This is a genomic window from Streptomyces orinoci (assembly GCF_003121295.1).
Lineage (GTDB): Bacteria > Actinomycetota > Actinomycetes > Streptomycetales > Streptomycetaceae > Streptomyces > Streptomyces orinoci.
Genome location: NZ_PHNC01000008.1, coordinates 1 through 12,775, shown reverse-complemented (window position 1 = coordinate 12,775; position 12,775 = coordinate 1). Strand labels below are relative to the sequence as shown.

The 12,775-nt window shown below is 69.8% G+C and carries 12 protein-coding genes and 1 pseudogene; 10 read left to right on the top strand and 3 right to left on the bottom strand.

What is annotated here, in order from left to right:
* Positions 1–53: 53 nt before the first annotated feature.
* The 10 genes and pseudogenes from CV755_RS05605 to CV755_RS35275 form a co-directional block, all read left to right on the top strand.
* Positions 54–1,355: an activator-dependent family glycosyltransferase gene (locus CV755_RS05605; protein WP_109279044.1), complete on the top strand. Its 1,302-nt coding sequence runs from the start codon at positions 54–56 to the stop codon at positions 1,353–1,355.
* 41 nt (positions 1,356–1,396) lie between these two features.
* On the top strand, positions 1,397–1,639 hold the full coding sequence (locus tag CV755_RS05600) for an acyl carrier protein (protein WP_109279043.1): 243 nt from the start codon (positions 1,397–1,399) through the stop codon (positions 1,637–1,639).
* A 5-nt stretch (positions 1,640–1,644) separates the two neighbouring features.
* Positions 1,645–2,850 carry a beta-ketoacyl-[acyl-carrier-protein] synthase family protein gene (locus CV755_RS05595; protein WP_109279242.1) on the top strand — a complete coding sequence of 402 codons (1,206 nt, stop codon included), beginning with the start codon at positions 1,645–1,647 and terminating at the stop codon, positions 2,848–2,850.
* Complete coding sequence (locus CV755_RS05590; RefSeq protein WP_109279042.1) at positions 2,838–3,827, top strand: beta-ketoacyl synthase N-terminal-like domain-containing protein; 990 nt, start codon at positions 2,838–2,840, stop codon at positions 3,825–3,827. The genes CV755_RS05595 and CV755_RS05590 overlap by 13 nt, the downstream gene beginning before the upstream one ends.
* Before the next feature lie 39 nt (positions 3,828–3,866).
* The gene (locus CV755_RS05585) at positions 3,867–5,483 is read left to right on the top strand and encodes an AMP-binding protein (RefSeq protein ID WP_109279041.1); all 1,617 of its coding nucleotides are present in this window, start codon (positions 3,867–3,869) and stop codon (positions 5,481–5,483) included.
* Positions 5,480–7,036, top strand: a complete 1,557-nt coding sequence (locus CV755_RS05580) for a phenylalanine aminomutase (D-beta-phenylalanine forming) (protein ID WP_109279040.1) — start codon at positions 5,480–5,482, stop codon at positions 7,034–7,036. The genes CV755_RS05585 and CV755_RS05580 overlap by 4 nt, the downstream gene beginning before the upstream one ends.
* Positions 7,037–7,071: 35 nt before the next feature.
* Positions 7,072–7,473: an ApeI family dehydratase gene (locus tag CV755_RS05575; protein WP_109279039.1), complete on the top strand. Its 402-nt coding sequence runs from the start codon at positions 7,072–7,074 to the stop codon at positions 7,471–7,473.
* A gap of 10 nt (positions 7,474–7,483) precedes the next feature.
* Positions 7,484–7,921 (top strand): 3-hydroxyacyl-ACP dehydratase FabZ family protein, encoded by a 438-nt coding sequence (locus CV755_RS05570; RefSeq protein WP_153068580.1) that lies wholly within the window; start codon positions 7,484–7,486, stop codon positions 7,919–7,921.
* 46 nt (positions 7,922–7,967) lie between these two features.
* The gene (locus CV755_RS05565) at positions 7,968–8,240 is read left to right on the top strand and encodes an acyl carrier protein (RefSeq protein WP_109279037.1); all 273 of its coding nucleotides are present in this window, start codon (positions 7,968–7,970) and stop codon (positions 8,238–8,240) included.
* A 122-nt stretch (positions 8,241–8,362) separates the two neighbouring features.
* A pseudogene (locus tag CV755_RS35275) lies at positions 8,363–8,551 on the top strand (IS701 family transposase); the annotation flags it as partial.
* Positions 8,552–8,778: 227 nt separating this feature from the next.
* On the opposite strand, the gene fabG reads toward CV755_RS35275, so the two are convergent.
* The 3 genes from fabG to CV755_RS05540 all read right to left on the bottom strand — a co-directional run.
* Entirely contained in the window at positions 8,779–9,543 is a 765-nt protein-coding gene (gene fabG, locus CV755_RS05555; protein ID WP_109279035.1) for a 3-oxoacyl-ACP reductase FabG, read from the bottom strand.
* Positions 9,544–10,159: 616 nt separating this feature from the next.
* Positions 10,160–10,561, bottom strand: coding sequence for a GerW family sporulation protein (locus tag CV755_RS05545; protein ID WP_161968595.1), 402 nt, complete (start codon positions 10,559–10,561; stop codon positions 10,160–10,162).
* A gap of 432 nt (positions 10,562–10,993) precedes the next feature.
* Positions 10,994–12,775 (bottom strand): glycoside hydrolase family 9 protein (locus CV755_RS05540; protein WP_109279033.1); only part of this gene is annotated, 1,782 nt, incomplete at its 5' end.

Sequence of the window (12,775 nt, the reverse complement as noted above, 5' to 3'; positions counted from 1 at the left end):
GACACTCCGCCGAGTGTTCTCGACATCCCGCTGTCGATGGAGGAGTTGGTGCTGTGCGCGTCCTCATCGTGTCCTGGCCCTGGAGGACTCACTTCCAACCGATGGTCCCGCTGGGCTGGGCATTGCAGGCCGCGGGGCACGAGGTGCGTGTCTCGAGCAGCCCGGACCTGATCGAGTCCCTGACCTCGTCGGGCCTGATGACAGTTCCGGTCGGGCGCCCCGATGTCGTGAAGACGATGCGCGAGCAGTTCACCGAGGAACAGATAGAGCTCGTGCGGACCCTGGAGCAGCTCGGCTCACGGGACGATTTCTTCTTCGATTTCGCCTTGAACACCGAGGAGGCGCTGACCTGGGACCGGCTGCGCCTGAGAACGCGGTACTTCACGGAGATCCTCAAGGGCGTGAATGACACGATGGTCGAGGAGTTGGTCGACTACTGCCGCTGGTGGAAGCCGGACCTGGTGGTATGGGAGTGGATGAGCCACGCGGGCGCGATCGCGGCCCGCGCGACCGGCGCGGCCAGCGCGCGCATTCGCTCCGAGATCGACGTCGACCTCTGGTCCCGGCGCGCCTTCCTCAAGCTGCGCGAACAGCAGCCACCCGAGGAGCGGGAGGACGCGCTGGCGGACTGGCTGGGGCGTTGGGCGGAGAAGTTCGGGAAGTCGTACTCCGAGGAGATGGTGACCGGGCACTTCGCCATCGAGCACATGCTGGGTTCCATGCGGCTTGAATCGGATGTGCCGCACATACCCCTGCGCTATGTCTCCTACCACGGGCCCGCCGTCGTTCCCCAATGGGCCCGCCACACCCCGAAGAAGCGGCGCGTTCTGGCCACCTTCGGGGTCAGCCAGAACAGGGGACGGGAATACCAGGCCGTTTCCGTCAGGCAGTTGCAGCAGATACTCGACTCCGTGGCCGATCTGGATATCGAACTGGTGGTGACAGCGCCGGAAAAGGTCCGGAGAAATCTGAAGCGGGTTCCCTCGAATACGCTGCTGACGGAGTTCGTCCCCTTGCACGCGGTGATCCCCACGTGCTCAGCTGTGATCCATCACGGCGGGATTCCCGCATTCCTGGATTCGATCGCCAACGGCGTTCCGCAGTTGATGGTCGGCCGGGTTGTCGGTGACATCGATCTGCGTGCCCCGCTCCTGGAAAAGGCCCAGGGCGGCCTCTACATATCAAGGCCGCACCTGACCGGGGAGCGGGTCCGGGAGTGCCTGGTGCGGCTGCTGGAGGAGCCGGCGTTCCGGGAGGGCGCCGACAGGCTGCGCAGGGAACAGGCCACGCAGCCGACGCCCAGCGAACTGGTCCCCGAACTGGAGAAGCTCGCGGCCCGCTATCGCTCCCGCTGAACCGGATGCGTCCTGCTCTCGGCACCAAGGAGGAACACACCATGCTGTCAGATCGAATGGCGGAGCTGCGGGACATGGCAGCGGACATCTTCACCGTGGAACCCGAAGAAGTAGAGCGGGCCGGCAGCTTCGCCGAAGACCTGGGCGCCGACTCGCTGCTGGCCGTCGAACTGCTGAGCCGGATCGAGCAGCGGTACGGCGTCATGATCGAGGCGAGCGACCTGGAGAAGATGACAGATCTCCGTTCCACGTACAAGGTCGTGGCCGACGCGGCGGGATGGTAGTCGCGGTGCACCGAGTGGTCATCACCGGCCTCGGTCCGGTATCGAGCATCGGCATCGGAGCGGACGGCTTCTCCCACGCCGTGCGGATGGGCAAGAGCGGGATCTCGCGGATCTCCTCTTTTGATGTGTCAGGGTTCGAGCACCAGATGGCGGGCGAGGTGGCGGACTTCGACGCCGCGGAACTGGTCACCCGGCTGAACGTCGCCGACTGGGGACGGGCCTCGCTCTTCGCCGCGTCCGCCGCCCGCCTGGCGGCGGACGACGCCGGCCTCCAGGACTTCGGCGACGACACCGCCGTCCTCATGGGGACGACATCGGGCGAGATTCCCAACGTCGTGGCGATGACCGAGTCCTGGCACCTGAACGGTCCGGCGGCCCCCGATCCGGCGCTCGCCGCACAACTGCCCGCCGGACGCCTGGCCCTGGCGGCCGCTCAGGAGATCGGTGCCACGGGCGAGACGATGACCTTCTCCGCTGCGTGCGCGGCGGCCAACTGCGCCATCGGCTACGCGTACGACCTCGTCAGCTCCGGAGAGGTCCCCGTCGCCGTGGCCGGCGGCGCCGACGCGGTGAGCCGGTTCACCCATGCCGCGTTCAACCGGCTCGGCGCCCTCGCGAAGGACACCTGCCGGCCCTTCGACCGGGACCGCGATGGCATGCTGACGGCGGAGGGCGGTGCGGCGCTGGTCCTGGAAACCCTGGAGAGCGCGGTCGGACGAGGTGCCCGCATCTACGCCGAGATTCTCGGATACGCGGTCAGCTGCGACGCCTACCATCCCTCGGCGCCGGAGCCGAAGAGCATCGCCCGGACCATGGACACCGCACTGCGGCGCTCCGGTGTGACGCCGGACGAGGTGGACTACATCTGCGCGCACGGCACGGGCACCCGGCTCAACGACCGGGTGGAGGCACAGGCCATCCGCAGTGTGTACGGGGAGGCGGCGCCATCGGTCAGCTCCCTCAAGTCCATGCTGGGGCACACCATGGGGGCAGCCAGCGGCTTCGGCAGCATCGCCTGCGCGCTGGCGGTGAGCAGGGGCTTCATCCCGCCCACCATCAACCATCGCCACCCGGATCCGGAACTGGACGGCATCGATCCCGTCGCCGGCACCACGCGGGAGGCGACCGTTCGCGTCGCCCAGAACAACGCCTTCGGTTTCGGCGGCAACAACGCCATCGTCCTTTTCGGGAGTGCTCCATGCACATCGTGATCTCGGGCCGGGGAACCGTCTGGCCGGATCCCGTCCCCCAGGCGCACACCCCGCCGTCCGGACCGGCCTTCACCGTCGGCTCCTTCGACGGCGAGGCGCTGCTCGGCCGCAGAACCGCCCAGTACAACCACCGGAGTGCCCAACTGGCCATGGTCGCCTGCGGCAGGGCGCTCGACGACGCGGGCCTGGAGGTGACGGACGAGAACCGTGACCGGATCGGCGTCACGCTGGGCACGGCGGCGGGCAGCGTCACCGGCATGGTCGAGTTCGGCATGGACACCTTCTCCCAGCCGCGTCCGCACATGGTGGCCGCCGCCAAGTCCTCCCATTGCGTGCTCAGTTCACCGGCGGGGGCAGCGGCCATCACATACGGCCTACGGGGCGCCAACGCGACGGTCGCCTCCGGGCCGGCGACCGGCCTTGCCGTGCTGCGCCATGCCGTGGTCATACTGCGGGCCGGGCACGCCGACGCGGTGCTCGCAGGCGCCTCGGAGGAGTTCACCGGACCGACCTCATGGCTCGCCCGGACGGCCCGCGGCGAGCAGGTCCAGGGCGAGGGCGCGGCCGCTTTTGTGCTGGAGGGCAGGGAGTCGGCCCGGGCCGCCGGCCGAAAGGCGCTGGCGGCCGTCGCCGCCGTGGACGTGCGGGCGGTGCCCGGCTTCTCCGCCGGGCAGTTCGCCGAGTCGGTCGCCCGGACGCTGGGACGGGCGGGCGTGTCCGCGCCGGACGTGTCGGCGGTGGCCTTCCGCCACACGGGGGTCGCCGAGGTGGACGAGGCTCAGCACAGCGGACTGGCCAGAGCGCTGCCCGGGGCGGCACAGGTCACCGACGAGAAGCGGATCGGGGACTGCTACAGCGCCCACGCGCTGCTTCAGCTCGCAGGGCTCCTGGACGAGGCGGCGCTGCCTGCCGTCGTCGTCGCGGCGGACCCGGACGGCCTGCTGTCGGTCGCGGTACTGAACGGCGTCCCGGAGTGAACCGCACATCGCACGGACGGCACCGGTCGGGGAGACACTGTGGAACTTCATGACCCCACGGCGGACAACCTCTGCCAGTACCTCCTGGCTCCCGCCGCTCGTACACCGGACAAGGCCGCCGTGGTGGAGCCCGACGAGACCGGGACGCTCACCGAGGTCTCGTACCGGCAACTCGCCGCGCTCGTGGACGAGTACACCCGGGCCCTGGAACCACTCGGCCTCGATGTCGGCGACCGGGTCGTTGTCGAAGCACACAGTTCCGCGGCGGCGGTGGCGATGCTGCTCGCCTGCTCGAAGCTGGGGCTGCCGTTCGTCCCGGTCAGTCCGCAGACCCCCGACAACCGTCTCCTTGCGATTCTGCGGTCGGTCGAGCCGGCGCTGCACGCCCGGGCGGACGGCGCCGACCGGCGTGACCTGCCGTGGGCCGGTGATACCGCGCGCTTTGGGCGGAGCGGGTTGACGACGGAACACCCGCCGGCGCCCCGGACGCGGCGGCGTCGGCGTGTCCTCGCCGTCGACACGGCCTACATCATCTTCACCTCCGGGTCGACCGGGCGCCCCAAGGGCGTGGTGATGAGCCATCGGGCGATCGTCACGTTCCTGCGCGCAGTGATCGCGGACGGACTGGTCGGCGACACCGACCGGGTCGCCAGTACCTCCCCGCTCCAGTTCGACTTCGCGCTCTTCGGGATCGGTGTCGCTCTCGGGAGCGGTGCGACGCTGGTGCCGGTCGGACGCGAGAACCTCGACTCGCCCCGGCGCATGGTCAACTTTCTTCGTGACGCCGGCGTTACCCAGGTCCATGGGGTGCCCTCGCTGTGGCGTCCGGTGCTGCGCCACGATCCGGAACTGCTGAAGCGGCTTGACAAGGTGCGCTCGGTGGTCTTCGCCGGCGAGAGCTTCCCCCTCGCCGAACTGCGTCGGCTCCAGGAGATGCTGGCCGGCGCCCGCCTGGTGAACGGCTACGGCGCGACCGAGTCGATGGCCGCCTCATTCACCGACGTGCCCGACCCGCTGTCCGCGGAGCAGCGGTCGCTGTCGATCGGGCGCGCCCACTCCGGCGCAGAGATGACTCTGGTGGACACGTCCGGACGCGTGGTGACGCGGCCGGGGGTGGTCGGGGAGATCCACCTGCGCAGCCCCTCGCTGTTCAGCGGCTACTGGGACGACCCCCAGGCCACCGCCCAGGTGCTGGTCCCCGACCCGCTCGACCCGCGGCACGGGCAGGTGGTCCTCCGCACCGGCGATCTGGCCTACCTGGACGAGCGGAACGAACTGTATTTCGTCGGCCGCGCCGACTCCCAGGTGCAGATCCGGGGCAACAGGGTCGAACTGGGCGATGTGGAGAGCGTTCTGGCCCAACTGCCCGCTGTGACGTCGGCCGCGGCCACCATCGTGCCGCGCGGCGGCGATCACGTACTGATGGCGGGCGTCGTGCTGGACGACGCGGCGGCGCCGTTCGACGAGGACGCGGCGCTCGACTTCTGCGCCCAGGAGTTGTCCGCCTATATGAGGCCGCGCCGGATCCGGCCCTTGGCCGACCTTCCCCTGACCGAGAACGGCAAGGTCGACCGGGTGCTGCTCGCACGCCTTGTGACCACCGCTGTTCGCGACGGGCCCACTGACATCGATCCGACACCGAGGAGCCCCGCATGACGTACACCCTGTCCCTGGACCGCCGCGTACGGCTGGCGGACATCGAGTCGATCGCCGCCGCACAGGGCTCTGGGCTGGCTGTGGACGGTGCCGTGCGCGAGCGGGTCGACGCCTCACGGCGCACACTGGAGAAGTTCGTGGCGGACGGCCGGATCATCTACGGCGTCACCACCAGCATGGGCGGGTTCGTCGACTGGCTCGTCCCTGCTTCCATGGCACGCCAGTTGCAGGAGAACCTGCTCAACGCGGTGGCGACCAACGTGGGGGAGCGCCTGGACGACGTCACCGTCCGCGCGATCATGGTGTCCCGCATCGCGTCGCTCTCCCGCGGCAACTCGGCCATCTCCCCGGCCAACCTGGACAAGTTCATCGCGGTGGTGAACGCGGGGATCGTGCCCCTGGTACCGGAGAAGGGCTCCCTCGGCACCAGTGGCGACCTCGGCCCGCTCGCCGCCATCGCGCTGGTCTGCATAGGCCAGTGGAAGGCCCGGTTCAACGGCGAGGTCCTGCCGGGCGCCGAGGCGCTGCGCCGGGCCGGCATCGCTCCGATGGAGCTCAGCTTCAAGGAGGGCCTCGCCCTCATCAACGGCACATCGGGGATGGTCGGCCTGGGCTCCCTCAATGTGCAGCGGGCCCGTCGGCTCGTGCAGTCGTACCTGCTGGTGTCGGCGCTCTCCGTGGAAGCGCTGGGGGGCAAGACCAAGCCGTTCGACCCGCGGGTACACGAGCTCAAGCCGCACCGCGGACAGCGGGAGGTCGCGGACTTCTTGTGGCGGACGCTGAGCGACTCCAAACTCGCGGTCGACGAACTCGACATCGAGCAGCTGCTCGCGGACGAGATCGCGGACACCGCGAAGGCCGGGTCCCAGCCGATCGAGGACGCCTACTCCGTGCGGTGCACCCCGCAGATCCTCGGACCGGTTCTGGACAGCCTGGGCACGATCGAGCGGACCGTCGAGGACGAGCTGAACTCCTCCAACGACAATCCGCTCATCAACCCCGATGAGGCGGAGGTCTTCCACAACGGTCACTTCCACGGGCAGTACGTGTCCATGGCGATGGACCACCTGGTGATCGCCCTGACGACCCTGATGAACCTCTCCAACCGCCGGATCGACCGGTACCTGGACAAGAGCAACAGCAACGGACTGCCTCCCTTCCTGTGCCGGGAGGACCCGGGCCTGCGGCTGGGCCTGATGGGCGGGCAGTTCATGACCGCGTCGCTGACCGCGGAGACGCGGGCGATGGCGATGCCCATGTCCATCCAGTCCCTGACCACCACCGCGGACTTCCAGGACATCGTCTCGTTCGGCTTCGTCGCGGCACGCCGTGCCCGGGAGGTGCTGGACAACGTGGCCCACGTGGTGGCGTTCGAGCTCCTGTGCGCCTGCCAGGCGGCCGACATCCGCGGTACCGACGGCCTGTCCTCGGCCACCCGCGCTCTGTACGAGCGGACCCGGGAAGTGATTCCGTACCTCGACCACGACATCACGACCACCGAGTACGTGGAGGAGCTCGCCCAACGGCTGCTGACACAACCGAGCCTGGGCTGAGGACCACCGTGCCCGCCTCAGCGCCGAAAGCGACCATGTCCGCCCTGCCCGTGCCCCTGGCGTGGAGCGAGCGGGCGCCCGACGGCACACATGCCGTCCTGCGACTTCCCGTGGATCTCGCCGCCGATCACATGGCCGGCCACTACCCGGGCTACCCGATTCTGCCGGGAGTGGTCATCATGGACTGGGTGCAGCAGGCTGTCGACAGCCTGCACGGCGCCGGCCTGCGGATGCGCCGCCTCGACCGAGCGCGCTTCGTGCGGCCCCTGTTCCCGGGAGACGTACTGGAACTCACCATCCGCGTGCGCCCCGGCGAACCCGACGATCAGGCCATGGACGGTGAGGGAGTCTTCGCCAACGCCCGGATAGTGCGCTCGGATCGCCGGCCGGCCGTCGAACTCGACGCCACTTTCGGACCGGTGGGGGCTCATGCTTGACCATGCCCAGGTGCGCGGCCTGCTGCGGCAGCGCCCTCCGATGATCCTGCTCGACACCGTCGGGGAGTTCTCGCCGACCTCGCTCGTCGCCACGAAGGCGATCAGCGGCTCCGAAGGCTGTTACCGGGACCTCGCGGACGGCACGCCCCTCGCGGGCTTCGCATACCCGCAGGCGCTCTTGGTGGAGTCGTTCGGTCAGGCGTGTTCACTTCTGTGGACGCTGGCCGGTCTCGGTCCGCCGGACCGCATCCCCTTGCTGGTCGGAGTGAGCGACCTGGCGTTCCACTCGTCGCCCTTTCCGGGGGACGTCCTGGAACACCAGGTCCGGCTCGTGCACAGCTCCAGCACGGCTTGCGAGTTCACGGGCCGGTCCCACGTGAACGGCGACACCGTGCTCGACGTCGGCTCCCTGCTGGTCGCTTCACTGCCCGGCCCCTCCCCCACGTGAGACCGCACCTCGCGCCCCACGACCAACCTCGAACGAAGGACGGATCATGCAGGACGTCGACCACCCGGTCATACGCATCCGATCGATCGTCGCCGACACCTTGGACCTGGCTCCGGACGAGATCGACGACGACCAGGACTTCATCGACTTCTACCGGGCGGATTCCCTCAACCTGATCGAGATCGTCGCCCAGCTCGAGAAGCACTACCAGGTGGAACTGCCCTTGGACGAGCTGCAACAGGCACGCTCCGTCAACGCCCTTCGGGGCCTGCTCGTCAGGCTCCTGGACGGAACCCGGATCCCGGACTCGGCCGTCTGAAACTCCAGTTGCAGTTCGCTGTTCCTACTGGCCAGGAGCCTGTTTCCGGGTGGAGCGAGCTGACGTTCCGTCATGTGGCCGGAGTTCGTGACTGGCGGTGCGTGATCGCTGTCGTGCTGACCATGCAAGACGGTGTCCGGCCCGATGTCTGGACGAGGGAACTGGAGGAGGTGCTGCTGCGGGTCGGTCACCGGTTCGGCAGGGCCGACCTGCGGCGGCGGATGCGCGCGTATGTGCAGGGACTCGCCGAACGGCTCGGCGAGGACGGCGGCGTCCTTGTGATCGACGAGACGGGCTTCCTCAAGAAGGGACGACTGGGCGGCCGCGATGCTGTCGCCTGTCCCGTTTTTCGACGGTGACGAGCCCTCCCACCGCCGGTGGGTGATGGCCCGCCACAGCATCGCCCGGCCCGGCGAGACCGCCTACTACCTGGCCCATGCATCCTCTGACCAGCAGGAATTGCGAACTGCAACTGGAATATTGGCCGCCGTGCGGCTCTCCGTCCGGCCTCCACCCGTCGTAAGGGTGGAGGCTCCGCTCACAGTGCCACGCCGCCGTCGATGCGGAACACCTGGCCGGTGACATATCCGGCCTGGGGCGAGAGCAGATAGGAGACCATCCCGGCCACCTCCTCGGGTGTGCCGAAGCGGCGCAGCGGTATGCGGTCGACGACAGCGCTGTTGGACACCGAGGCGACCATGTCGGTGTCGATGAAGCCGGGGGCCACGGCATTGGCACGCACACCGAGCCGCGCAAACTCCTTCGCCATCGCCTGGGTGAGCGCGATGATCCCGGCCTTGGACGCCGAGTAGTTGGCCTGCCCGGCATTGCCGACCACGCCCGCGGCCGACGACAGGGTGACGATCGCCCCGGCTCTGCGCCGGGCCATCGGGCGGGCCACCGCGCGCAGCAGGTTGGCGGTGCCGTCGAGGTTGGTCCGCAGCACCGTGTCCCACTCGTCGTCGGACATCAGCATGAGCGGTCGGTCCCGGGTGATCCCGGCGGATGCCACGGCCGCCGCGACGGGCCCGAACCCGGCCTCGACATCGGCGACGAAGCCGCGGACCCCGTCGCGGTCGGCGACGTCGACGCGCCGGGCCAGCACCCGCCGCCCGGCATCGCGCACCTCCTTGGCGGTCACTTCGGCCGCGGCCGCGTCGGAGTGGTAGCACAGCGCCACGTCGAACCCATCGCGCGCCAGCCGTATCGCGACCGCCCGTCCTATCCCCCGTGACCCGCCGGTCACCAGGGCCACCGGGCTGGCCTTCGCCGCCGCGCCGGCCTCGCTCGAATCGTTGGACATGCCCGCTCCTCTCCGGGGGAGAAGGAACGAGCGTCGCCTGCTTTCCTATACGGCACCTAGCGGAGAACTTAAGAGCACATTGAGCCTGTGGCGCCGCCTGTGCTGATCGTATGGCCGAGGTCGAGGGCGCGCTTCGAGCAATCAGTGACCTGCACATCTCGGACTGTGGACCGCCAAGCGTGCGCGGCGCGCGTCGAGGAGACCGAGCGGCGGCCGACCGAGGTCACCGGGCCAGGGCAGCAGACGCTTGTCCTGATCAACCACTGGCCGTTGGTGCAGCGGCCCACCGAAGTGATGACCCATCAGAAGTCCGCGCAGTGGTGCGGTACGTGCGCACCACCGACTGGCACACCCGCTTCGACGGACGGGCCGTCGTGTACGGGCATCTACACATCCCGCGTAGCACCGTCCACGACGGCGTGCCCTTCGAGGAGGTGGCCCTCGGCTATCCACGGGTGGGAAACGCTTCGGTCCGCGCCCCGACTTGGTCCGGCAGATCCTGCCGCGGCCTCAGGAGACGGGCAGGGGCGTCGCCGCATGATCGAGTCGATCCCACGCCCATCGGATCACCGCCCTCGCCACCCTGCCCACGGCCGGGCCCACCTGGGACCGCGCTTCAGCGCCTCCTGCGTCGCGCCAGGTGACGCAGGATCACCGTCCCGGTCGCCCCGGCCAGGAGACCACCCGCCAGTGGTACGAGGGCGTTCACCCAGGGATCGCGGATGGGCTTGTATGTGGTCCTGCCCTCTTTGATCTCGATGAAGCCGAGCGGCTTCGCCTCGACCCCGCCGCCGGCCAGCCCGTCCTCACCGGCCTCCTGACCGGCGGCGTTGCCGCCGAAACCTAACCCGATGCGCCCCACGGGGATCACGGTGACGTCCCGGCTCACGACGGGCTCACCGAACACGAGGGTGCCCGGAGCCCGGCTGCCGAGCTTGTCGGCCAACTTTTCCAGCAGAAAGGCAGCGGCGTCGTCTGCCGTCGCCGCTTCCAGCGGCGCGTTCTCCGGGCCGGTCACCGGGCACCGCTCTCGGCCGACCGCCCGGCCGGGCTCAGCAGGCCGACGGCGAGCGGAAAGGACACTTGAATCTTGGCTAAGGCGAAGCAGTCCACTGCGGTGACGATACACGCGGCTTGGGGCGGGGACGAGGTCCGGGCACCCGCAAGCTGTGCGGGACCAGGGCGAGCGGGCGATCTTCCAGTGGGTCATGTGGCACAACGAAGAACGTCTGCACTCCGGGCTCGGCTACGTACCGCCGACCGAGTACGAGGAAGCCTTTCCGCCGCAGACGACCGTTGTGCGCGGCTCGCACAGCAGCGAAACGCGCCAGCCAGTCCCCAAGCCCAGACCACAGCGGCACAAACCGTACGGGGCCTGTCACGGGGCCCCTGGTCTCTCCCCCGACATCTGACCGGCGGCCGGGGGCTCGGAGCGCTCAACCGGGCCGTCTCAGCCCGCCGTCAGGGCGAAGGCGAGCAGGGCCGTCGCGGTGTAGTCCAGGGCGGGTTCGGAGGTCTGCCAGGCGCCCGCATGGTCCAGATAGCCGCCGCCATGGCCGTCGAAGTCCTGCCAGGAACCGCCGCCGGGCGGCCGGGCGGCACAAGTCCGCATGGTGTCAAAGGTGTTGAGGTTGCCCGGTGTCAGTTCCCTGGCGGAATTGGGGCCGTTGACCACGGCCCCGCGCAGGATGGCGCCCTTGCCGTCGCGGCTGCCCGCGAGGTTGGCGACCTGGTGCGAGGGGCAGTGCGGGAAGGTCCGGCCCGCCCCGATCACGAAGGAGGTGCCCCAGGAGTTGGCACCCAGGGCCCAGCCGCGCTGTTCGGCGGCGAAGGCGTCATAGCGGTGGTCGCCGGAGGACCTGGCATAGAGCAGGGCGGTGGCGACCAGGCCGAAGGTGTGCGGTGCGGAGTCGCTCTCGGTGTAGACGGCGCCGGCCCGGAACGGGTCCTTGGCGGCGCGGGCCACGCCCTCGTCCAGCTGGCGGCGCAGATCGCCCAGCAGCTCGTCCCGGGTGACGGCCGCGCCGAAACCGCCGTCGGCCGGCCGCAGCAGATCGGCGTGGGCCAGGGCGCTGACATCGGCCACGCCCAGCGTGCCCTTGGCGTCCTCGTCCAGATAGGCGCGGGCCCAGCGGGCGGCCTGTCCGCGCCAGTCCCCGGCGCGGCCGTCGCCCAAGTCACGGGCGGCCAGGGCGAGTTCGGCGGCGCCGAACTCCATGTCGTCCTGCCAGACGTCCTCCGGGTAGAAGGCGGCGGGGAAGACGGTCACCAGCCGGCCGGGCCCGCCGGTGTCGGCCCGGTCATAGACGGCAGCCGCCTTGGCCAGCCATTGCCTGGCCGCGGCGGGGTCATGCCCGGCCTCCCGCTGGGCGGCGAGGGCGAACACCGCCGCCATCCGCCCGGCCAGGTTGGGGCTGATCCGGGCGCCGGGGGCGTTGGCCCTGAAGACCGGCCGGTATTTGATGGCGTGGTCGCGGTGGCCGGGCGGCGCGTCCAGGGCGTCGTCCGCCTCGGGCAGCCGCCAGACGTCATGGTCGGAGCGGATGGTGCCGGTGGTCTCGGCGTTGCCCTGGCCGATGCCCACCTGGGCATAGAGGGTTTTGGTGGTGCCGTCCCACATCCTGTCCAGCCACTCCAGCCCATGCCGGGCCTCCGCGTCCAGTCCCTTGGCGGCGGGCAGGCTCCGCTGGGCCAGCAGGAGCTGGGCCACCGAGTAGGAGGTGGTGTGGGTGAACTTCAGATAGTCGCCCGCGTCGAACCAGCCGCCGGAGACGTCCACCGGGCCGCCGAGCGGGGTCAGCCGGTCGTCCAGGAGCTCTTTGCCGTCGGCGTCGTAGCGCGGCGCGGCGTACACGGTCGCGGTGCGGTCGGTCAGATGGGACGGCTTACGGGCCGGCGTGCCGGGCAGCACCCGGGAGCCGTCGCGCTGGGCCTGGAAGAACCGCACATTGTCCTCGACCAGCGGGGTCATCAGCTCCCGGGCCGGGGCGATCCGGAAGGGGGGCGAAGCGGCGGAGGCGGCGCCGGTCAGCTCCAGGCGGTAGCTGCCCGGGGCATTGACATCCGAGATGTCCACGGTGCGCACCGTGGGGTAGGCCTTGTTCCAGCGTCCGGCCGACGGGCCGAGTCTTCCGCTGCGCACGGTGTGTCCTCGGTCGTCCACCAGCCGGAAGCCGGCCCCGTCCAGGGCGTCCTCGGATCCCATCACAAAGGCGTGCTTGGCCTCGCCCAC

Excerpts from the sequence above, each read along its gene's own strand:
- CV755_RS05580 (WP_109279040.1), top strand. The coding sequence starts at position 5,480 with ATGACGTACACCCTGTCCCTGGACCGCCGCGTACGGCTGGCGGACATC.
- CV755_RS05600 (WP_109279043.1), top strand. The coding sequence starts at position 1,397 with ATGCTGTCAGATCGAATGGCGGAGCTGCGGGACATGGCAGCGGACATC.
- CV755_RS05590 (WP_109279042.1), top strand. The coding sequence starts at position 2,838 with ATGCACATCGTGATCTCGGGCCGGGGAACCGTCTGGCCGGATCCCGTC.
- CV755_RS05565 (WP_109279037.1), top strand. The coding sequence starts at position 7,968 with ATGCAGGACGTCGACCACCCGGTCATACGCATCCGATCGATCGTCGCC.
- fabG (WP_109279035.1), bottom strand. The coding sequence starts at position 9,543 with ATGTCCAACGATTCGAGCGAGGCCGGCGCGGCGGCGAAGGCCAGCCCG.
- CV755_RS05575 (WP_109279039.1), top strand. The coding sequence starts at position 7,072 with ATGTCCGCCCTGCCCGTGCCCCTGGCGTGGAGCGAGCGGGCGCCCGAC.